Below are 20,570 nucleotides of genomic sequence, written 5' to 3'. Positions count from 1 at the left end.
GTGCCAGTGTGGGGGATTCTCCTCTCAGAGCCCCTAAAGATCGTAGACTTGGTGAGCCGTTACCCCGCCAACTATCTAATCTTACGCATGCCCATCTCTATCCGATAAATCTTTTAAATCCAATCGATGCCAATCAGATTGTTATGCGGTATTAATCCGGGTTTCCCCGGGCTATCCCCCAGATAAAGGTAGGTTGCATACGCGTTACGCACCCGTGCGCCGGTGTATTGCTACCCCTCGACTTGCATGTATTAAGCCCGCCGCTAGCGTTCATCCTGAGCCAGGATCAAACTCTCCATTGTAAATGAATGTTTGCCTGACCACTTTTGGTCTCGCATTTGCATTCTCAACAAGTTAATGAACTTTATTCATCCAGCATCGCTGCTTTCCGACTCGCCGAAATTAAATTAAGACTTTCAAAACTTCTTAACCTATTTTCTTGTTTTACTCTTATGAACTTTTATTTCCGCTTTTTCGTTTTCTAATCAAACGGAGTGCAAAGGTACTGCTCTTTTTCGAATTTAAAAAATATTTTTTGATATTTTTTTTCACTCTTCTTATCGCCTCTTTCAATCTCTCAACAACTTCGCCTTACTCTTTCAATCAATCGGGGTGCAAAGGTCTGAATTCTCTCTTACAACTCCTAATTATTTTTGAAATTTATTTCCTCATCCGCTCGCCGCATCTTTTTAACTTCGCTACTCTTTCTCTCAATCGGGGTGCAAAATTCTTACTTTATTTTTACACTTCCAAATTATTCGCAAACTTTATTTTTGAGCACCCGTAAACTCCTAATTATCACCTTTTTACTATGCTCTTGCTATGTAACGCTCAGTAACTCTCTCATTTTTGGGACTGCAAAGGTACGGGCTTTTTTAGCCTTTGTCAAGCCCCCTTTCAAAAGTTATTCCAAGCAACTTTATTACTTTACTTACTATTAAGGTTTTACAGTTTTAGCATTACTAAAGATTTATATAAGTTCTTTGTATTATCCTATCAGTAGATTCTTATCCTGAACACTTGAACACATTTACTCACAGGGACTACAACTATTCCTTTTTATTCAAAGCTAGTTATATCGCACTTTATATTACCTATTATATATAGTAAGCATGGTTTACTTAATGTAGCAGGTTTAATCGAAATACTGAAATAGGGCGAAGTTCATTAAATAGAAAATCAAAATAATGCAAAAAGTAGCATAACTTACCTTATATATATAGCATGTCATAAAAGTTATGCAGATTATTACTTAAGCTAAGGCGGCAAGAAACTAATCCTCTATGCAAAAAACCTTTATTACTCATATTTCAATCTTCGGCACAAACTTTAAAAACTAAATCGTTGTTATGCCCCTACTGCTATCATTATATATATGGTAGCAGTAGTTTTCATTTAAATACCATTGCATGAAAATCCCTGTTAATCTGATTACCGGTTTTTTAGGAGTAGGTAAAACTACTTCTATCAAACATTTGCTGGCTAGTAAACCTAAGGAAGAACGCTGGGCTGTTATCATCAACGAATTTGGGGCTGTTTCTATCGACCACACAGCCATTGAAGAACAAGACGGACTCACGATTCGAGAAGTAGCAGGGGGTTGTATATGTTGTACGGCAAATGTACCTATGCAATATACACTTACTACAGTTTTGCGTCAGCAGAAACCCGACCGCATCCTGATTGAACCTACGGGCATGGGGCACCCTGAGAATATTCTGGATTTATTGAGAGGTAAATTCCTGAAAGATATATTAGAAGTAAAAGCTACGGTTTGTTTGGTTGACCCACGCCGTTGGGAAAAAACTGATTTTCATGCCCACGAAACATTTCAGGACCAGATTAATCTGGCTGACGTGATTGTGGCAAATAAAATAGACCTGGCAGGTGAAGAATTAACTCAAAAATTTATCGATTGGGCTAAAACGCTGTATCCACCTAAATTATTGATAGAAACAGTAGCTAATGGCGAACTTGATTTCAATTGGTTGAATATTGAACCTTTTGGAGACAGAAAGGCGCAGTTTTCGCACCATGTGCATGAGCATACACATACCCACGAAGAAGAATTACCTGCGCCAACGGTGGGAAATCCTGTCAAAAAAGAGAGTCATGGTTTAGGTATGTATGGTTGCGGCTGGATTTTTTCGCCCGACGAGTTTTTTAATCTACCCAAGCTCCGCCAGTTTTTCAGCACGTTGCAAGGAGTAGAACGAGCCAAAGGCGTTTTTAGGACTGGTAAAGACTGGGTAATGATTAATGCCGCCGATGGACAGTTTACAGTACAGTATATTGCCTACCGCCGAGACAGCCGTGTTGAACTGATTGCACCAAAGAAATTAGACTGGGCAGCGTTTGAGAAAAAATTAAACGCCTGTTTGCTCGAAGTTCCGGTTGCATAAAAGCCTATACATTATATATATAAGGAAATTACCATTAAATTTGCAGCTAGCATTTTAGATAAATAAAACCATAACGCACGTTATACGATAGAATAAAACAATCAGAATATTGAATAACCTATATGCAGAACCTCAAAATTTACAATACACTTACACGCCAGAAAGAAGAATTCAAACCACTTAGTCCGCCTTATGTAGGTATGTATGTGTGTGGGCCTACCGTTTACAACTACGTTCACCTTGGTAATGTGCGTACTTTCCTGACTTTCGATGTGCTTTTTCGTTACCTTACAGAGATAGGTTATAAGGTTCGTTATGTAAGAAATATTACTGACGTAGGCCACTTGGTAGGTGATGGCGACGAGGGAGAAGACAAAATCGGCAAAATGGCGAAGTTGGAAAAACTAGAGCCAATGGAGATTGTACAACGATATACCAACGACTTCCATAAAGTATTAGACCAATTTAATTTCTTGCCGCCAAGCATTGAGCCTACAGCCACAGGTCACTTGGTAGAACAAATTGAAGCCGTAAAAACCTTAATAGATAAAGGCTTGGCTTATGAGTCGAACGGTTCGGTTTATTTTGATATAAATAAATATAATTCGGAGGGTAACGATTACGGTAAACTTTCGGGCAGAATTCTGGAAGATTTATTGAACGAAACCCGTGAGCTTGACGGGCAGTCAGAAAAACGCAATCCGCTTGATTTTGCTATCTGGAAAAACGCAAGCCCTGAGCACATTATGCAATGGAAATCTCCGTGGGGAATGGGCTTTCCGGGTTGGCACTTAGAGTGTACTTGTATGAGTACAAAATATCTGGGTAAGCAATTTGATATTCATGGTGGTGGTATGGACTTGAAATTCCCGCACCATGAATGCGAGATTGCACAAGGTGTTGGCATAACAGGTGTTGAGCCGGTTCGCTATTGGATGCACTCTAATATGTTGACGGTAAACGGCCAGAAAATGTCAAAATCTTTGGGTAATTCATTCTTACCTGCTGAGCTTTTTGCAGGAAGCCATCCATTGCTTGACCAAGCTTATAGCCCAATGACAGTGCGTTTCTTTATGTTACAATCGCAATACCGTAGCACCCTCGACTTTTCGAACGATGCGCTACGTGCTGCACAAAAAGGATACAGACGCCTCATAAACGGTTTGAGAATTGCCAAAACACTTACATTAGGTATTAATGATAAAGTAGCTGACAAAATACCGAATGAGTTAATCAACGATACACAAGCAGATAAAGCGATAACAGAAGCCCCAGTGGCTCCGCTTGTTGAGGTAACAATTGACCAGAAGAAAAAACAGGACATCGAAAAAACCGTGCAGGCTTTCTACGAAGCTATGAACGACGACCTGAATACAGCCGTAGCCATTGCTCAGTTATTCAATCTGTTGAAGTACGTGAACATGATTTACATGAATCAGCTAGACCCACGCGCTTTGGGCGAAGATACTTTCAATTTATTGAAAGAAAAATTTGTGGTATTTATAGAGCAGATTTTAGGTATAACCGAAGAACCTACAAGCCAAGGTGAGGGGATATTGAACGGTATGTTGTCTTTATATAAAGAATATAAATCAAGCCAACGTTACGATAAAGTAGACGAAATAAGAACCTACTTCAAATCGAACGGCATGACAATCAAAGACATGAAACACCGTATTGATTGGGCTTGGGAAGAATAGGCATACTATTATATGTATATACAAAACGGTAGCACTCTTGATGAATGCTACCGTTTTTATTTATGGCATTTACGCTATAATTCTATTCTTCATCCAAAAACGGATATTTGTAATCTGTCGGCGAAACGAAAGTTTCTTTGATAGTACGAGGCTGTATCCAACGGAACAAGTTCAGAATAGAACCTGCTTTATCGTTTGTACCCGAGGCACGGCCACCACCAAATGGTTGTTGACCTACCACCGCTCCTGTTGGTTTATCATTGATATAGAAGTTTCCGGCTGCATCAACCAGCTTTTTAGTAGCTAAATCAATAGCATACCGGTCTTTTGCAAAGATAGCACCTGTTAAAGCATACGGCGAAGTAGCATTTACTAATTCTAAAGTTTGCTCATAATCAGCGGCCTCATATACATAAATAGTAAGCACCGGGCCGAAGATTTCTTCGCACATGGTTATGTAATTCGGGTCGCTTGTCAATAAGACAGTTGGTTCAATAAAGTAGCCTTTCGATTTATCGTAGTTACCACCTGCCAATACCGTTACGTTATCGCTCGCCTTTGCATTATCTATATAAGTAGCAATTTTATCAAAAGCTCGCTCATCAATAACAGCGTTTACGAAGTTTGAGAAATCTTCTGTACCACCCATTTTGATTTCTTTCAAATCGGCCACTACATATCCTTTCACTTCTTCCCAGATATTCGATGGAATATAAGCACGTGAAGCAGCCGAACATTTTTGTCCCTGATACTCAAACGCACCACGCACCAAACCAGTTGCCAAAGCTTTTGCGTCGGCCGACTCATGCGCCATTACGAAGTCTTTACCACCTGTTTCGCCTACAATACGAGGGTATGATTTATATAAATGGATATTCTCGCCAATGGTTTTCCAGATAGTCTGGAATACTTTTGTGCTACCTGTAAAGTGGATACCTGCAAAATCAGCATGTTTAAAAATCACATCACCTGCTGCAGGGCCATCTACATAAATAAGGTTAATAACTCCATCGGGCAAACCTGCCTCACGGAAAACTTCCATGATAACATTGGCCGAATAGATTTGTGTATAAGCTGGTTTCCATACCGTTACGTTACCCATCATAGCCACGCAAGACGGAAGGTTTCCGGCAATAGCCGTGAAGTTGAACGGCGTAAGTGCATAGACAAAACCCTCAAGCGGGCGGTATTCCACTCTATTCCACAAGCCACGTACCGATTCCGGTTGATTTGTATAAACCTGCTCCATAAAGGCTACATTGAAACGTAGGAAGTCTATCAACTCACAAGCTGAATCAATTTCAGCCTGATAAGCGTTTTTTGACTGCCCCAACATTGTAGCAGCATTGATTTTTGCTCTGTAAGGGCCAGCTAACAAATCAGCAGCTTTCAGAAAAATGCTGGCTCTTTGCTCCCACGAAAGCGCCGACCAAGCCGGACGAGCCGCCAATGCAGCCTGAATAGCTTTTTCTACATGAGAAGTATCTCCTTCGCTAGCGTAACCCAACACATGTTGGTGGTCGTGCGGAGGTGATAATTTAATTTTATTATCGGTATGAATTTGCTCGCTACCAATATACATAGGTATATCTATTTGTTTCGAGCAAGCTTCTGCAATGGCTTTTTTAAGTGCTATTTTTTCAGAAGAACCTTTTCCATAACTCAAAACCGGCTCATTGACCGGAGTAGGTACTTTAAAGATAGTATTGTTCATGTTTGATGAAGGGGGATTTTTTTGCCAAAATTAGCCGAAATTTTAGATATGTAGGAATAAATCTTTTATCTAATCCTAGTACATAAATATATAACAGATTAAATTCTGTTTCCATTTGATTGAACTTAAGGTAAAAATCCCATCACACCTATGCTATTGATAATAAATCATATTTTTTTCAATGTTATTTAAAGCAATTTTTACAAAATTTGGATTTGTAGCAAATAAGGTTCTTTTTCGTTCATTCCAAATCTGCATCTTCTCTATTATTTTTTCGACAGAATTAACATTATCATTTTCTCTTATATAATCAACTGTTGAAAGCATTTCTAATCCAAAATTAGAATAGAAACCAGATAAGAACTTTTTAGTCTTATCCGCTATTTGTTTATACTGTATATTCTCAAATCTATTTAAATAATTAACAATGTCAATTTCAGAGTCTATTATTATATCAAGTTCTTCGAAAGGCTTTTTATCTTTTGAGCTATAACCTGTTATATAGCTACCATTAAGGTAATATAAAACATGTTTTACTTTACCTGAATATGGCCCATAAAAGTGCTGTCTATATTCTAAATTAAAAATATTTTTCCCTCCAAATTTTTGCAAAAAATAAGCTACTTTTTCAGCCGAAAACTCAGATATAAATTCTCCGTTTTTTACAAGGTCAAATAATAAATATAATAACATTGCCCTAGCAGGTGTTAGATTGACTCTTTCTTTTTTCAGTTCTTCTTTAATAGTTGCATTAGGTTCATATATTTGAATATCACAATCTAAATCCGATAAGTAATTCTCTAATAATAATTTCACCTTATTCCAGACAAGACCACCATTACCTGCACCAAGAGGAGGTATTGCAATCGATTTTATATCTTTTTCTTCAATAATTTTAACTAACTCTCCAAGCCCTTTTTCTATATATGAATATTCCGAAGGTTTTTTCCAACTGGTTTTAGTAGGGAAATTAATTATAATTTTTTCCCCTTTTAATAAGTGTCTTTCCTTATAAATAAACAGTTTTCCAATTCCAATCTTATTATTTTTGCATGCCTTTACATACTCTTTAAAGTTATTTGGGAATTGATTTTTAAACTGCAAGGCTATTCCTTTACCCATAATACCATCGGTATTAACAGTATTAACAAGGGCTTCCGCACTACTGTCTAATAAATCACCAATTTTATATTCTATCATAAGCTAAAAGTAAAAATCTGGTTTAATAACTATTTTGTTTTCTGAAATGCCTAAACTTATTAAACTAACTTTTGCTTTTTCATTGTAGCAAATATAACCCAAAATATATTTGGATGGCAAATCACATTCTAATAAAAACTCTGCCTCCTTTCTTCTCTTTTTATCTAAATCGTTTTCATCTTTCCAATGTGTTGCATTTATAGCACTATAATCCAATATATTATCAATATCAATAATTTGCTCTTTAGAATATTTGCTTGAAAAAGAATCTACGGCATGACCATCAGTAAATATAAAGTCAATATCTGAATCTAAAATCTGCTGGATAGAAGTAACACAATAAACAATACTTTCAGATGGTGTAGGAGAAACTCCATTAAAACCTTTAATAATTACATACAACATAGGTGTTCTTACACCAAAATAAAAAGGGATATAATCTCCAATACTTTTCCCATTATCAAGTGGATGAATATTCCTTGTTGATATTAAAGTATTATCTCCAATTGATTTATATTTATTATTTGCATTAGGAGAGTTTCTATGTGTAATACCATGAGTTAATATATGCTCAATATTATAAATATGAGTCATACGAAACAAGTATTTTTTATTAAAGTCAGGCATTAGTATTTTTTAATTACTTACAATTATATGCAAAGCTTAGCTTTTGAAACATTACTAATGTAGCAATTACAATATTATTTTCAAAATAGTAGAAAATTTTTTCATACTAAAAACCTATTAACTCTCATTAAGCTTATTATGTCTCGAGAATTTTAGTTTTCGAGACATAATAAGCTTAATTATTTAAAAGATAACGTCATAAAAGTTCATCACAACTTCACTCCCGACAACCTAGCTATCTCCAATTTCGCCAACAATACCTGATAATCGTACTGTAATAAACTGAATTTTGCTTCCTGAACGGCAGTTTCTGAGGTCTGAATTTCCAAAGGTGTACTTACGCCATTTGTCAGACGAATTTTTGCCAGCTTCAAACCATATTCCGACTGATACACATTTCTTTCAGCCAGAGCACGCTTTTGTGTAGCCACTTTTATATCATTAAACGCATTTTCAATATCTCGATTTATCTGTGTTTTTTGGGCTTCGGTGCTTTGCTTAGCGGCATCAAGGTTTATTTTGGCAATCTGTGTATTGTAAGCGCCTCGTTTTCCGGTATAAATCGGAATACTCAATCTTACACCCAATAAAGTATTAAATCGCCAGGCATCAATATTAGGCTGGTAGCCATTTTTAACACCCATTGCTGCATTGGCCGATAACTGTGGCAAACTACTCATTGATGAGATTTTTATTTCCTGTGCCAATGCACTCTCACGTGCTAATGCAGTTTTTAAATCTAAGTTATTGTTGATAGCCTCGCTATAAGCGCCTTGTGCATCGACAAAAGGGTAATTGTATTGCAACTCGGCACTAGCCGGAATTTGCTTATGAGCATCAGAGCCAATCAAAGAACTCAGGAAAATATATTGTTTTTCAAGCTGTCCTTGTAAATCTACTACCCTGATTTCGGCATTTTTATAGCGTACTTGCGCCTGCACTACGTCATAATCAAGGGCATCGCCACTTTTGAGCCTATCGCTGATAATCTTGCTGTTTTCTTCAACCAGTTTCACCTGGTCTTGTTGTACAACAATAGCTTTTTGCAGATAGATAATACCATAATATAACTGTGCAACCTGATAAGCCAATGTTTGTTTTAAGCCCTCAATGCCTTCACGTTGTTGTTGCATTTCGAGCAGGGTTTTCTGCACACCTGCTTTAAATCTGCCCCAATCATAAATCACATAAGACGCCGCTACGTTTGTATTATAATTATTATGCGGCTGAAATTGCAGCTTACCATCAAAACCCGGAATCGGAATAACAGCTTCGGCAATAGGGTCGAGCCTTGTGTAGCTCAATTCACCACTAACTTGTGGCCTTGTTCCACTTTGTTGCACTTTTATGCGGTAGTCGCCTACGTTCAGTAGTTCTGATTGCTCTTTTAGCCTTGGCGAATACTCTATAGCCTGTTTCACCAACGAACTCAACGTTTCGTTAGGATTTTGTGCTAGGGCTATCTGGCTGACAAACAGCAAGATAATTATGGATATTTTTTGAATTTTCATTTTTGAAAACATAATATTTTTGATGTAATCTATCATTAATGGGCGTCAGCAGCAGCTTTCGCTGCGGCAGCGGCTTCTGCAGCACTTTTCTTTTTGGTTCGGAGTAATACCACCAAAGGCAATACACAAATAAAGAAAATGGAGATAATACGGAAGGTATCAAGGTATGCCAGGTAATACGCCTGTCGGTCAAGCAATAATTCTAATTGCCGATATGCCTGTGTTGTTGCGTGCACGGCATCGCCGGTACGGGCGAGAAACGACATCTTGATGGCATTGAAACGCTCAATAAACAGCGGATTACTCGGTACATAATTAGACACAAGGTCTGACCGATGCTGCGCATATTGCTGCGCCACATAGTTATTTGCCAAAGCAATACCAAATGCCCCACCTAGCTGACGAATCATATTTGTGAGCGAAATACCCGCCCCGAATTCATTAGGTTTCAGCCCTGCAACAGAAGCATTAATCAATGGCAGTTGCAAAAGCACAGTTCCTAAACCACGCATCAACTGCATTGAGTAAAAATCCCAACGCCCCATGTCGGTAGTGGCTGTTCCGCTATAAAAACCAAAGATGGCAAAAATGATAATACCTGCCGTAACAAACGGAATTGGCGAAGCCCCCGCCGACATACGCCGCCCTAAAATAGGAAACAGCGGCAAAATAGTAAGCGTAGGAAATAGCAGCGAAAGACCAGTTTCGTAAGGAGTAAAGCCATTGATACGTTGTACCAAAACCGGATAAACAAACACCGAGGTAAACAAACCAAAACCCGATACAAGAACGAAAATGCTAGAGAAAGCAAAGTTTCTGTTACCAAACACCCGTAGGTTTACCACCGGGTGGTCAGTATTTAGCTCTCTACCTACAAAACCAACCATACCAACTACAGCCAACAAACTCATTACAGATATTTCTACCGACTGAAACCAGTCTTTCGATTCGCCTTTTTCCAACACATATTGCAATGAGCCAATGCCGAGCATAAGCAGTGCTATTCCGAGATAATCTATTTTTATTTTGTCTCTATGCTTACCTTCGTCGGCTTTTTTAGGGATATATAAGATTGTCAGAATAGTAGCAAGAATACAAATAGGTACATTGATAAAGAAAATATCGCCCCATGTATAATTATCTACTATGTAGCCACCCAAAGTTGGGCCGAGGGTTGGGCCCAACACAATACCCATTCCAAAAAGCCCCGATGCCATTCCTCTTTCTTTACCCGGAAAAGCATCAAATAAAATAGCTTGTGAGGTCGATAATAAAGCGCCACCTCCTATACCTTGCACAAATCGCCAGAAAACCAGCTCCCACAAACCCGATGAGTTACCACACAAATAGGAGGCAATGCCGAAGAGTACCATTGAGCCCAGATAATAATTTTTCCGACCGAAGTACTCACCCAGAAAGCCCGTCATCGGAATAATAATCACATTGGCAATGGCATAAGATGTAATAACCCAGGCAATATCTTCGATGGTAGCGCCCAGCGAGCCCGCCATCTGGTTCAGGGCTACGTTTACAATCGTAGTATCGAGCAATTCCATAATGGCAGCCGTTACGGTTGTGATAACGATAATAAACCTTGAAGCTCCTGAAACTTTGTTTTCTAATGCTACAGAATTTTCCATGAAAACTTGTTTATAGAGGTATATTCAATACCAATTCCTGAGTTTATTTAATCTTTACCTCTACTTCAAGGCTCATGCCTGCACGTAGTTTATCACGGTATTTTGCTATCTCGTCAATCGCAATTTTCACAGGTATTTTCTGTGTTACTTTCACAAAGTTTCCGCTGGCATTATCTGGTGGCAATAGGGCATATTTGGCTCCTGTAGCATCCGAGAAATCGGCTATTCTGCCTTTCAATTCCAAATCTGGGTAGGCATCTAGTTTAATAGTAGCCTCTTGCCCAATTGCCATGCGCCCTATTTGTGTTTCTTTAAAATTGGCTACAACCCAATACAAAGAGTCTTGTACAATAGTAGCCAAAGTTTGCCCGGGCTGAATGTATTGACCTGGCTCAACACTTTTTCTACCAATTTTGCCATTTTCAGTTGCATAAACTTTCGAGTAAGTAAGGCGTAGCTTTTGTTGGTCTATTTTGGCTTTCTGCACAGCTAAAGCAGCTTCGGCTTTGTGCACATTGCTATACAAAATATCTAAGCGCGATTTAGAAGCAACAATGTCTTGTTTTTGCCCTTCATATTGTGCGTTCAATACCTCAAGATTCGACTTGCTATCGTCAGCCTGGCGTCTAGTAATGGCATTATCAGCAAACAATCTGGCATCTCTTTCCGAGTCTTTCAATGCTTTTTCTTTACGTAAAACCGTAGCAGTAATGTTAGTTTCAGCCGCTTTAATTGTCATATTGGTATTTTTGATATTCGCCTTTGCGTTTTCAACATCTGTCAGCAATTGCTGATACACCGCTTCCATTTCGGTTAGTGCCAATTGTTGCTCACGGTCGTCGATATCAACCAATAGTTGTCCTTTTTTTACTTGCTCAAAGTCTTTCATGCTTACACTGGTTACATAACCACCCACACGCGGCACAACCGGAACAGTATAAGTTTCTATCTGTGCATTATCGGTTGACTCATAACGTTGGTTGTATTGATAACTTCTGTAAGCATAAATGCCAGCTCCTATCAGGATTATTGCTAAAATGATACGGGGAATGTAGTTTTTAAATGATTTTTTCTGCGGAGTTTCCATTTCTTATTTAGGTAAAATTTACTCAGTAGTTCGTATGTGTTTAATTAGTCAACTAAATTGACGATGCAAAGGTAAACTAAGTTTACTAATTTAGTCAAGCATATTGACTAAATTATTTTTTCTGATTAGTTTTGTATTCCGAAAGAAAATAGAAAGAACTTTATTACTTTTGCAATATGCTGATTATCAGCATATTGAATCATAACAACACAATGGACGAAGAAATATTAAAAGAGATTGCCATTTTTAAAAGCACTAAAGCAAAGCTATTTGGCAAACTTTTGAGTAAAACGTATCGCTACATGAGCGAGATAGCAGGCGAATACCTTGCAGGAATTGGATACAAGAATTTCAGGATTGGCCATGTAGTGGCCTTAGTGCATATAGATTTAGAAGGAAGTAATATAAACAACCTTTCTACAAAAGCTTGTGTAACCAAACAAGCTATGAGTAAACTGATAAAAGAACTTCAGGCTGAAGGGTACGTAACCGTAGAAAAAGACCATACAGATGCCCGAGCACTGATAGTAAAACACTCAGATAAAGGCGTGCAGGCTTTAGTAGATTGGAAAAGATGTATGGAGCATGTAAACGAGAAATTTAAAGAAGTATTGGGTGGAAACAAATTAGAACTATTGCGAGAAATTTTGTTTGAACTCGTAACACACTACGAAGAATCTACACAGTACAACAAAGCTAACGACCTTAAGCACGCAATGATGAGGAAAGACATAGACCTATTTCAAAGAGAAGATGAGTTGAATAAAAAATAGTCAGTCTTAAACTTCTATTTTCTGATAATTCATAAAAACTATGTATGTTAGTGGCTGGAAACCAGGGCTTTATTAGAGATTGTGGTTTTGACGAAAATCAACCCTGATGTTGAACTCATGACAGTTACGCAAATCATTATACTGGTTGTTGTTATCTATGTAGTAATCTGTATTATTGCTTACAAAATACAGGAGTACTTCATATTTAAGCCCGAAAAACTCTCGCAGGATTTTGAGTTTAAATATGATAACCATTTTGAAGAACTGTTTTTTGATATGCCCGACGGCGCCCGAATCAATGGCTTATTGTTTTATGATGTAGGCGAAACTACCCGTGGGCTGGTTATTTATTTTCATGGCAATTCACGAAGTATAAAGGGTTGGGCTAAATACGCCAAAGATTTCTTTTCGCACGATTACGATGTACTGATGATTGACTACCGGGGCTTTGGCAAAAGTACAGGCAAGCGCAACGAAGATAAAATGTATGAAGACTCGCAGGTGGTTTATAATAAAATGCAGGCCAAAGGCTACCTCGAAAAACATATTGTTATTTACGGACGCTCTTTAGGTTCGGGCTTTGCTTGTAAACTAGCCTCACGCAACCATCCGAAAATGCTTATTCTCGATGCCCCCTATTATAGTTTCTCGCAGCTTACCAGTCGGTTTCTACCATTTTTACCCGTATCAATGCTACTACGCTTTTCGATTCGCACCGACGAATACATTAAATTTGTAAAATGCTCGATTTATATCATACATGGTACAAAAGATTTTTTAATTCCTTTCCGTTCGAGCGTAAAACTAGCCAAATTAGCCCCTCAGCACACCCGTTTAGTACCTATATATGGCGGCGGCCACAATAATCTACCTTCTTTTTCGGAATACCACAGGCACCTTGAAGATATTTTGTTAGATAGATTTGATTTAATTTTTGACAAACAATTCCGAATAGAATAGATTTGTAGTCTCGAATGATACTTTCTGCAAATAACAAAAGATACAGTGGTCAAGAAAATTTTAACAATTGCCCTAATTATTTACGTTGCCGTTTTCGGTTTAGCCGTGCTCTTCCAACGTTTTATTATGCTGCATCCTGCCAAACTAGACAAAGCTTATGCATTTGACTTTCCAGATGCGCAAGAGTTTTATGTTACTCCCGAACCTTCTATTAATCTGAATGCCTTGATGTTTGTAACAACAGATACCGCTAAGAAAGGAGTAGTAATGTATCTGCACGGTAATTCTCATAATATAAAAGTATGGGGTAAATACGCCAAGCAATTTACTTCTCGAGGATACGACGTAATCATGTATGATTACCGTGGTTTTGGCAAAAGCAATGGAAGATTAGACGAAAAAAATCTTTTAGAAGATGCCCAGAAGGTACTGCAGGATATTCAGCGACGATATTCGCCAAACAAAACTGTTATCTATGGCCGCTCACTAGGTACAGGAGTAGCTACTAAATTGGCTATGGATAACCAAATAAAGACATTGATATTAGAAACGCCTTACACTTGTATTCCGGATGTAGCCTGGAGCCATGCACCGCTTTTCCCTTATAGTAAAGCCTGTGAATTTACTATTCCGACTTATGAGTGGATAACTAAGGTAAAAGTTCCGATTCATATCTTTCATGGAACCGACGACCAGATTATACCTTATGAGCATAGTCTGAAACTGGTAGAACTATTAAAGAAAAAACCCGACGACATTCTCACCACTTTACCGGGAGGACGCCATCGGGGTTTAGATAAATTTAAAGAATATCAGACCAAACTAGACGAAATTCTGAAATAAATCTTTTTATCGTAGTTTCAAGGTTACTAAACAAGCAACAGCCAACACAATTCCGATAATCCAAAAACGGGTAACAATTTTGGCTTCATGGTAACCTTTCTTCTGAAAATGATGATGCAATGGCGACATCAGAAAAAGGCGGTTTTTCTGCGCATATTCGAGCCCTCGTTGCCTTTTCTGGTATTTAAAATAGCCTACTTGCAGAATTACTGATAGATTTTCTACCAAAAATATTCCGCACATCACCGGTATCAATAATTCTTTTCGCAGCGCAAGAGCCAATACAGCAATAATACTTCCTAGCATCAAACTGCCGGTATCACCCATAAATACCTGTGCCGGATACGCATTATACCACAAAAACCCAATACAGGCTCCGACAAAAGCCGTACAGAAAATTACGACCTCGCCCGAGTTAGGTATCATCATGATATTAAGGTATTGCGAAAAAACCTTATTGCCCGATAGATAAGCAAAAATGGCTAATGTTAAACCTATAATAGCCGATGTACCTGCGGCCAAACCATCTATCCCATCGGTAATATTGGCACCATTTGATACTGCCGTAATAATAAAAATAACAATAATTACATACGGAATCCAGGCAAGGCTCTCAGGCAGAAAACTGCCTAGCATCTGGTAGTCTATCTCATTATTTTTGAAGAATGGCACAGTAGTAGTAAGTGAGTGCGTATCAACGTATTTTTGTACTTCTCCAACTGCCGTGCTGATTTTGGCTTTCTCGTAAACTCTGATTTTCACATAATCATTAAAATACAGTGTTAAGCCTACTATCAAGCCTAAGCCAATCTGCCCCACTATTTTGAAACGGCCTTTCAGCCCCTCTTTATCTTTCTTAAAAACCTTGATATAATCATCAGCAAAACCAATACCGCAAGTCCATACTGTGGCAATAATCAACAACACAATATATACATTATCTAATTTGGCAAAGAGCAAAACCGGAATCAGCAAGGAAGCAAGTATAATAAACCCACCCATGGTTGGTGTGCCTTTTTTCTGCATCTGCCCTTGTAGACCCAAATCACGTATTGTTTCGCCGATTTGTAATTTTCTAAGATAATTGATTAGCTTGCTACCATATACTGCTGCTATAAGAAGCGAGAGCACAATGGCCCCCATAGCACGAAATGTGATGTATTGAAACACCCCTGCACCCGGAAAATTAAAGGTTTTATCAAGGTACGAAAACAAATAATAAAGCATAGGACATTAAGTTTTAGGAAAGTGTAGCAAAGATAGTTTTTTTTGAAGTTTTCAGAAAAAAAACCACGTTTTTTTGAAAATATGTATCAAATTAAACAAAAAACCTATAAAAGCACATTTATTATTGAAATGGCCAATGTTTCAGGTTGCCAAAACATTACTTTTAAGTAGCTAACCACAGAATTTCTAATACTTTTTTGACCAATAGCTGATGCAATATTAACCTTATCAAAAAAAACCGAATAAATATTTGTCAATAAAACGTTTTTTACCTTTTTTTGTATAGTATTCATAGATTAAGACATACAGTAATTTATATAAATATATTAATTACAACTTCTTTTTAGAAGTTATAAAGAGTTTGAGTTCCCCGCTTGCCGGGGTATTCATCATAGGTTAAAGTATTTTCGTCTTGGAAAGGCATTCGGGTATCCTGAGTGCCTTTTTTGATAAATAGAAGCGTGTAAAAAATACAGAGAATATAAAAAGCCTGTTATTTTTGCATTTTTACACCATATACTCTTTTACTGAGAGTAATATATTTATATGAAAATACCGCTTTACAGGCAGATACAGGCTCACTTAAAAGAAAAAATTACCTCAGGGCAATTTGTAGAAGGCAGTTTACTCCCTTCTGAAAATGACCTTTGTGCCGAATTTAGTGCTACCCGCATGACTGTTCGACAAGCCCTGAATGAGCTCGTAAAAGAAGGTTATATTACCCGCCAACATGGTAAAGGTAGTATTGTATCGGCCAACCGTAAATCGTTAGGTTTACTTTCTCTGAAAGGCTGGACCGAAGTAGTAGGTGCTAGCGACAGACACGGAAATACTACTATTTTAGAAGGCCCTGTATTGCATACCATAACAGAGCCGATTTTTAAACACTTACTTCATCAAGAGTTTCATACAGAATTTGTATTTTTGAAGCGTCTTCGGTCGGTAGAAGAATTTCCGATGATGCTTGAAGAAACTTACATTCCAAACGAAAACCTTTCTGGGTTAACCGACGAACCTTTAGTTGATGGCTCTCTGTTTCGTACACTTTTTATGCGATACCAGATAGACGTAAATAGTATGCAACAAGAAGTACGAGCTATTGCGGCATCTAAAGAGATTGCCAGCTTACTAAAGATAAAAGCAAAATCGCCGGTTTTGCAGATTCTGAGGCGCTATGGTACTTCTAAAGAGGGGTTTTATTTGTATAGCCTTATTTATTGTAATACCGAAAAATACGCTATAAGTAGTTTTAATTAAACATACCGCTCGACGGTTGCCCCCACCCCTGAAGGGGGCGTTTATTCTTTTAACCAAAACTAATTCCCTTTCAGGGGATAGGGGTTTTATTCAACTATGAAAAAAATTAAAGTTGCCGTTGTTGGAACGGGTTTTATCGGGCCAGCTCACATAGAAGCCCTACGCCGCTTACCAAATGTAGAAGTGGCCGCACTTTGCGAAGCCAACATTGATTTGGCAACCGAAAAGGCTGCCAGCTTAGGCATTGAAAGAGCTTATATTTTTGAAGATTTATTGAAACAAGAAGACATAGAGTGTATACACATCTGTACACCAAACTTCTTGCACTACTCTCAATCTAAAGCTGCTTTATTAGCTGGCAAACACGTAGTTTGCGAAAAACCTTTGGCTACTAAAATTGAAGAGGCGGAAGAATTAGTAAAAATTGCTGCTGAAACAGGACTGGTAAACGCGGTACACTTCAATCTGAGATACTACCCATTGGTACGCCAAATGAAAACCATGCGTGAAAAAGGCGACCTAGGCGAAATCTACTCAATCTTAGGTTCTTACCTACAAGATTGGTTATTCTACCAAACAGATTACAACTGGCGTTTGGAGCCCGATAAATCGGGCGATTCAAGAGCAATTGCTGATATTGGCTCACACTTGCTTGATGTTACCGAGTATATTACAGGCTTGAAAATCACTGAGGTTATGGCCGATTTCTCGACAGTTCACAAAACTCGTCTGAAACCATTAAAAGCCATTGAAACTTACTCAGGCAAAATGTTACAGGCTTCTGACTACCAGGAAGTACCTATCAATACCGAAGACCACGCCAACGTATTGTTGAGATTTGATAACGGAAATAAAGGAAGCGTAACCGTAAGCCAGGTTTCGGCGGGTCGTAAAAACCGTTTGAACCTTGAAATTTCTGGCTCAAAAGCCAATTTCGAATGGTGTTCTGAAAAACCAAACGAAATGTGGATTGGTAAACGTGATGGTGCAAACCAGGTATTATTAAAAGATCCATCATTATTCTACCGTGAAGCACAGAGCTTAATCAGCTTCCCTGGTGGCCACAACGAGGGCTTCCCTGATACATCGAAACAATTATTCAAAGAAGTATATGCTGCCATTGCAGAAGGCAAACAACCAGAGAACCCAACGTTCCCGACATTTGCCGATGGCTTACGTGAATTGATTATCTGTGAGAGAATCATAGAAAGTCACCGTAAACAAGCGTGGGTAACAGTATAATTCTGTTGTATAGATTTTAAAACGTCGGCCGTTCTTTCTAAAGAATGTCCGACGTTTTTTTATTTCCTGTATATTTGTGCTTTGTAAGAAATTTCTGGGATATTTTATGAAGATTGGTTTGTTTTTTGGCTCGTTTAACCCTATTCATGTAGGGCATCTGATTATTGCTAACACGATGGCATATACTACCGACCTGGAACAGGTATGGTTTATAGTGTCGCCGCAGAACCCCTTTAAAAAGAACAAGGGCTTGCTACATGAATTTGACCGACTGACAATGGTAGAAAAAGCGATTTCGGATAACTACCGATTGAAAGCAAGCGATATTGAGTTTTCGATGCCTAAACCCAGCTATACAATAGATACGCTTACAAAGCTGGCAGAACGCCACCCGACGCATGAGTTTAAGCTGATTATGGGCGAAGACAATCTGGTACAGTTTGAAAACTGGAAAAACTACGATAAAATTCTGGAGTATTATGAGCTTTATGTGTATCCACGCCCCAATACTCCTGCACATCAGTTTAAAGAGCACCCCAAAGTAAAATTTATTGAGGCGCCTTTGCTCGATATTTCAGCTACATTTATCCGCAACAGCATCAAGGCCGGTAAGCCTATCCGGTATATGGTAAGCGACATTGTAGAAGAATATATCCGCTGGAAAAAATTTTATCTCTGATTAAGATTAAGCACCTACGCTTATTTGTTCGGCCAGAATACCAATACCTTCAGTAAAGCTCACAGGTTCATAACCTAATACCTCTCGTGACTTACTCAAATCAAATCCTGTGCGGGCAGGACGCTTGGCAGGTTGCGAGAATGTTGTGGAGTCGGCCTTTGAGATTAATGATTTATCCAGATTAAAGTAGTCGGCAGTCATAATCGCCATTTCATAAGGTGTCAGAAAATCTTTACCCGAAATATTAAATACTCCCTCAGCTTCTTGTTCTGCTATTAAAGCACAACCTTTGGCTAAATCTTCGGCCAATGTAGGTGTGCGCCACTGGTCAGTTACAACTTTTATGTTTTTACCGTCTTCCAACGATTTCTTAACCCACAAAATAATATTTGTGCGGCTCATATCGTGTGCAATCCCATATACCAGAACAGTACGGGCAATTGCCCAACGGATATTGCTATTGTTAACTATTTTTTCGGCAGCGTATTTGCTCCAACCATAAAAACTGATTGGATTTGCCTCGGCATCTTCTTTATACGGGCCACTTTTACCGTCAAAAATAAAATCGGTAGATACGTGCAGCAAGAAACTATTGTTTCGCTCAGCAGCCTCAACCAGATACTCAACCGCATTTACATTTTGTTTCCAGCAGTCATCTTTAGCAGTTTCGCACATATCCACATTGGTCATAGCTGCGGTGTTGATAATTACAGTAGGTTTTAGCTGGTCTATTACTTCTTGCACCTGAGCTTTATCGGTAATATCCATAGCAGCATAAGTATAGCCATCTTTAAACGGCAGGCGGTTTTCGCCCCTTGCTGTGGCTATTACCTCGTGGGTATTGGTTTTTATGAGTAATTCTACTAATTTCTGACCTAACAAACCGTTTGAGCCTGTAATTAAAATCTTTTTCATATTATCTAAGATATAGAGTCGTTTATACTGAATTAATGAGGAAAGTTATTTATTTAAAAAAAATTATAGTAAGTCTTACTGGTATTTATAACCGTATAGTTTTGTTATTTTTTTCTTCTTCATTTTCTTTACCGTCATGGCCATTTTTACATCCTTCAATGGGCGGTCGGCGGCGTCTCTTGCTTGGGTAGCTATGCTATCTATTACCCCAATATTATCAATAACCTCGCCAAAAACAGTATAGTTATTATCCAGGCGTGGTGTACCACCAATGCCTATATAATCGGCACGTTGTTCGTTGGTATAGTCCATGTGATTGCGGCTTGCAACTACGCTTAGCTCTTCGTCGGTCATTTTTTTGCCTTGCACAATATAAAACTGACAAGCACTCGATTTTTTCTCAGGGTTGTTGTCACGGGCAGCGGCTAATGCACCTTTTTTGTGTACATGCTTTGAAGTAAACTCATAAGGTATGCGCTCCATGTCTCCGCCACCATGCCCCAGGCTTTCACCCGGCTTTGCATTTCTCGAGTTAGGGTCTCCACCCTGAATCATAAAGCCATCTATCACCCTATGAAACAACAGGCTATCGAAAAACTTCTTATCTACTAATTTTATGAAATTTGCTTTGTGAAGGGGGGTATCATCAAACAAAACCATGTGCATGGTTCCGTGGGTAGTTTTGAGAGTAATCAGATAATCTTTTTTAGATTTCTTTTGAGCAAAAGTTGCCGAAGTAATGGCTAAAAAACAAATAATAAACAGGCTTTTTTTCATGCTTTTATTGAGAATA

At 38.4% G+C, this 20,570-nt stretch carries 18 protein-coding genes and 1 rRNA gene (1 of these 19 cut by a window edge); 8 read left to right on the top strand and 11 right to left on the bottom strand.

Going from position 1 to position 20,570, the window contains the following annotated elements; all coding sequences use genetic code 11:
- Positions 1-302: ribosomal RNA gene (locus tag WAE64_RS02805) — 16S ribosomal RNA — on the bottom strand (it extends 1,198 nt beyond the left edge of the window).
- A gap of 1,107 nt (positions 303-1,409) precedes the next feature.
- Between WAE64_RS02805 and WAE64_RS02800 the strand changes: the two genes are divergently transcribed.
- Together WAE64_RS02800 and cysS are read left to right on the top strand one after the other, a co-directional pair.
- Positions 1,410-2,402: a CobW family GTP-binding protein gene (locus tag WAE64_RS02800; RefSeq protein ID WP_340234317.1), complete on the top strand. Its 993-nt coding sequence runs from the start codon at positions 1,410-1,412 to the stop codon at positions 2,400-2,402.
- A 122-nt stretch (positions 2,403-2,524) separates the two neighbouring features.
- Positions 2,525-4,102 carry a cysteine--tRNA ligase gene (gene cysS, locus WAE64_RS02795; RefSeq protein ID WP_340234313.1) on the top strand — a complete coding sequence of 526 codons (1,578 nt, stop codon included), beginning with the start codon at positions 2,525-2,527 and terminating at the stop codon, positions 4,100-4,102.
- Between the two features lie 82 nt (positions 4,103-4,184).
- On the opposite strand, the gene pruA is transcribed toward cysS, so the two are convergent.
- The 6 genes from pruA to WAE64_RS02765 form a co-directional block, all read right to left on the bottom strand.
- Complete coding sequence (gene pruA / locus WAE64_RS02790) at positions 4,185-5,816, bottom strand: L-glutamate gamma-semialdehyde dehydrogenase (RefSeq protein ID WP_340234311.1); 1,632 nt, start codon at positions 5,814-5,816, stop codon at positions 4,185-4,187.
- Between the two features lie 153 nt (positions 5,817-5,969).
- Positions 5,970-7,016 carry a type II toxin-antitoxin system antitoxin DNA ADP-ribosyl glycohydrolase DarG gene (gene darG, locus WAE64_RS02785; protein ID WP_340234309.1) on the bottom strand — a complete coding sequence of 349 codons (1,047 nt, stop codon included), beginning with the start codon at positions 7,014-7,016 and terminating at the stop codon, positions 5,970-5,972.
- 3 nt (positions 7,017-7,019) lie between these two features.
- The gene (darT, locus tag WAE64_RS02780) at positions 7,020-7,610 is read right to left on the bottom strand and encodes a type II toxin-antitoxin system toxin DNA ADP-ribosyl transferase DarT (protein WP_340234307.1); all 591 of its coding nucleotides are present in this window, start codon (positions 7,608-7,610) and stop codon (positions 7,020-7,022) included.
- Between the two features lie 242 nt (positions 7,611-7,852).
- Complete coding sequence (locus tag WAE64_RS02775) at positions 7,853-9,154, bottom strand: TolC family protein (RefSeq protein ID WP_340234304.1); 1,302 nt, start codon at positions 9,152-9,154, stop codon at positions 7,853-7,855.
- Between the two features lie 35 nt (positions 9,155-9,189).
- Positions 9,190-10,794 (bottom strand): DHA2 family efflux MFS transporter permease subunit, encoded by a 1,605-nt coding sequence (locus WAE64_RS02770; RefSeq protein WP_340234299.1) that lies wholly within the window; start codon positions 10,792-10,794, stop codon positions 9,190-9,192.
- 43 nt (positions 10,795-10,837) lie between these two features.
- On the bottom strand, positions 10,838-11,881 hold the full coding sequence (locus WAE64_RS02765) for an HlyD family secretion protein (RefSeq protein ID WP_340234297.1): 1,044 nt from the start codon (positions 11,879-11,881) through the stop codon (positions 10,838-10,840).
- Positions 11,882-12,093: 212 nt separating this feature from the next.
- Here WAE64_RS02765 and WAE64_RS02760 point away from each other — a divergent pair, with 212 nt between their 5' ends.
- The 3 genes from WAE64_RS02760 to WAE64_RS02750 all read left to right on the top strand — a co-directional run bounded on the left by WAE64_RS02760 (position 12,094) and on the right by WAE64_RS02750 (position 14,457).
- Positions 12,094-12,654, top strand: coding sequence for a MarR family winged helix-turn-helix transcriptional regulator (locus WAE64_RS02760; protein ID WP_340234294.1), 561 nt, complete (start codon positions 12,094-12,096; stop codon positions 12,652-12,654).
- Positions 12,655-12,741: 87 nt separating this feature from the next.
- Positions 12,742-13,614, top strand: coding sequence for an alpha/beta hydrolase (locus WAE64_RS02755; RefSeq protein WP_340234292.1), 873 nt, complete (start codon positions 12,742-12,744; stop codon positions 13,612-13,614).
- A 45-nt stretch (positions 13,615-13,659) separates the two neighbouring features.
- The gene (locus WAE64_RS02750) at positions 13,660-14,457 is read left to right on the top strand and encodes an alpha/beta hydrolase (protein ID WP_340234287.1); all 798 of its coding nucleotides are present in this window, start codon (positions 13,660-13,662) and stop codon (positions 14,455-14,457) included.
- Positions 14,458-14,463: 6 nt separating this feature from the next.
- Here the strand turns inward: WAE64_RS02750 and mraY are convergent, their stop codons facing one another.
- Both mraY and WAE64_RS02740 read right to left on the bottom strand, forming a co-directional pair.
- A complete protein-coding gene (mraY, locus tag WAE64_RS02745) occupies positions 14,464-15,684 on the bottom strand; it encodes a phospho-N-acetylmuramoyl-pentapeptide-transferase (protein WP_340234284.1) in 1,221 nt (406 codons plus the stop codon).
- A 104-nt stretch (positions 15,685-15,788) separates the two neighbouring features.
- Positions 15,789-15,977 carry a hypothetical protein gene (locus tag WAE64_RS02740; RefSeq protein ID WP_340234282.1) on the bottom strand — a complete coding sequence of 63 codons (189 nt, stop codon included), beginning with the start codon at positions 15,975-15,977 and terminating at the stop codon, positions 15,789-15,791.
- Between the two features lie 253 nt (positions 15,978-16,230).
- Here WAE64_RS02740 and WAE64_RS02735 point away from each other — a divergent pair, with 253 nt between their 5' ends.
- The 3 genes from WAE64_RS02735 to nadD all read left to right on the top strand — a co-directional run bounded on the left by WAE64_RS02735 (position 16,231) and on the right by nadD (position 18,862).
- Positions 16,231-16,941, top strand: coding sequence for a GntR family transcriptional regulator (locus WAE64_RS02735; RefSeq protein WP_340234280.1), 711 nt, complete (start codon positions 16,231-16,233; stop codon positions 16,939-16,941).
- A 96-nt stretch (positions 16,942-17,037) separates the two neighbouring features.
- Positions 17,038-18,183 (top strand): Gfo/Idh/MocA family protein, encoded by a 1,146-nt coding sequence (locus WAE64_RS02730; RefSeq protein ID WP_340234278.1) that lies wholly within the window; start codon positions 17,038-17,040, stop codon positions 18,181-18,183.
- A gap of 106 nt (positions 18,184-18,289) precedes the next feature.
- Entirely contained in the window at positions 18,290-18,862 is a 573-nt protein-coding gene (gene nadD, locus WAE64_RS02725) for a nicotinate (nicotinamide) nucleotide adenylyltransferase (protein WP_340234276.1), read from the top strand.
- Between the two features lie 6 nt (positions 18,863-18,868).
- Here the strand turns inward: nadD and WAE64_RS02720 are convergent, their stop codons facing one another.
- A complete protein-coding gene (locus WAE64_RS02720) occupies positions 18,869-19,777 on the bottom strand; it encodes an SDR family oxidoreductase (protein ID WP_340234275.1) in 909 nt (302 codons plus the stop codon).
- A 75-nt stretch (positions 19,778-19,852) separates the two neighbouring features.
- Positions 19,853-20,554, bottom strand: coding sequence for a peptidylprolyl isomerase (locus WAE64_RS02715; protein WP_340234274.1), 702 nt, complete (start codon positions 20,552-20,554; stop codon positions 19,853-19,855).
- Positions 20,555-20,570: the final 16 nt, after the last annotated feature.

This window comes from Emticicia soli (genome assembly GCF_037860775.1).
Taxonomy (GTDB): Bacteria; Bacteroidota; Bacteroidia; order Cytophagales; family Spirosomataceae; genus Emticicia; species Emticicia soli.
This window is presented reverse-complemented; position numbering and strand designations above follow the sequence as displayed.

Bases quoted from the DNA above. Each gene is read 5' to 3' on its own strand.
- WAE64_RS02730 (WP_340234278.1), top strand. From the start codon at position 17,038: ATGAAAAAAATTAAAGTTGCCGTTGTTGGAACGGGTTTTATCGGGCCA.
- WAE64_RS02765 (WP_340234297.1), bottom strand. From the start codon at position 11,881: ATGGAAACTCCGCAGAAAAAATCATTTAAAAACTACATTCCCCGTATC.
- pruA (WP_340234311.1), bottom strand. From the start codon at position 5,816: ATGAACAATACTATCTTTAAAGTACCTACTCCGGTCAATGAGCCGGTT.
- WAE64_RS02770 (WP_340234299.1), bottom strand. From the start codon at position 10,794: ATGGAAAATTCTGTAGCATTAGAAAACAAAGTTTCAGGAGCTTCAAGG.
- nadD (WP_340234276.1), top strand. From the start codon at position 18,290: ATGAAGATTGGTTTGTTTTTTGGCTCGTTTAACCCTATTCATGTAGGG.
- WAE64_RS02800 (WP_340234317.1), top strand. From the start codon at position 1,410: ATGAAAATCCCTGTTAATCTGATTACCGGTTTTTTAGGAGTAGGTAAA.
- WAE64_RS02740 (WP_340234282.1), bottom strand. From the start codon at position 15,977: ATGAATACTATACAAAAAAAGGTAAAAAACGTTTTATTGACAAATATT.
- darG (WP_340234309.1), bottom strand. From the start codon at position 7,016: ATGATAGAATATAAAATTGGTGATTTATTAGACAGTAGTGCGGAAGCC.
- WAE64_RS02760 (WP_340234294.1), top strand. From the start codon at position 12,094: ATGGACGAAGAAATATTAAAAGAGATTGCCATTTTTAAAAGCACTAAA.
- mraY (WP_340234284.1), bottom strand. From the start codon at position 15,684: ATGCTTTATTATTTGTTTTCGTACCTTGATAAAACCTTTAATTTTCCG.
- WAE64_RS02735 (WP_340234280.1), top strand. From the start codon at position 16,231: ATGAAAATACCGCTTTACAGGCAGATACAGGCTCACTTAAAAGAAAAA.
- WAE64_RS02720 (WP_340234275.1), bottom strand. From the start codon at position 19,777: ATGAAAAAGATTTTAATTACAGGCTCAAACGGTTTGTTAGGTCAGAAA.
- WAE64_RS02775 (WP_340234304.1), bottom strand. From the start codon at position 9,154: ATGAAAATTCAAAAAATATCCATAATTATCTTGCTGTTTGTCAGCCAG.
- darT (WP_340234307.1), bottom strand. From the start codon at position 7,610: ATGACTCATATTTATAATATTGAGCATATATTAACTCATGGTATTACA.
- WAE64_RS02715 (WP_340234274.1), bottom strand. From the start codon at position 20,554: ATGAAAAAAAGCCTGTTTATTATTTGTTTTTTAGCCATTACTTCGGCA.
- cysS (WP_340234313.1), top strand. From the start codon at position 2,525: ATGCAGAACCTCAAAATTTACAATACACTTACACGCCAGAAAGAAGAA.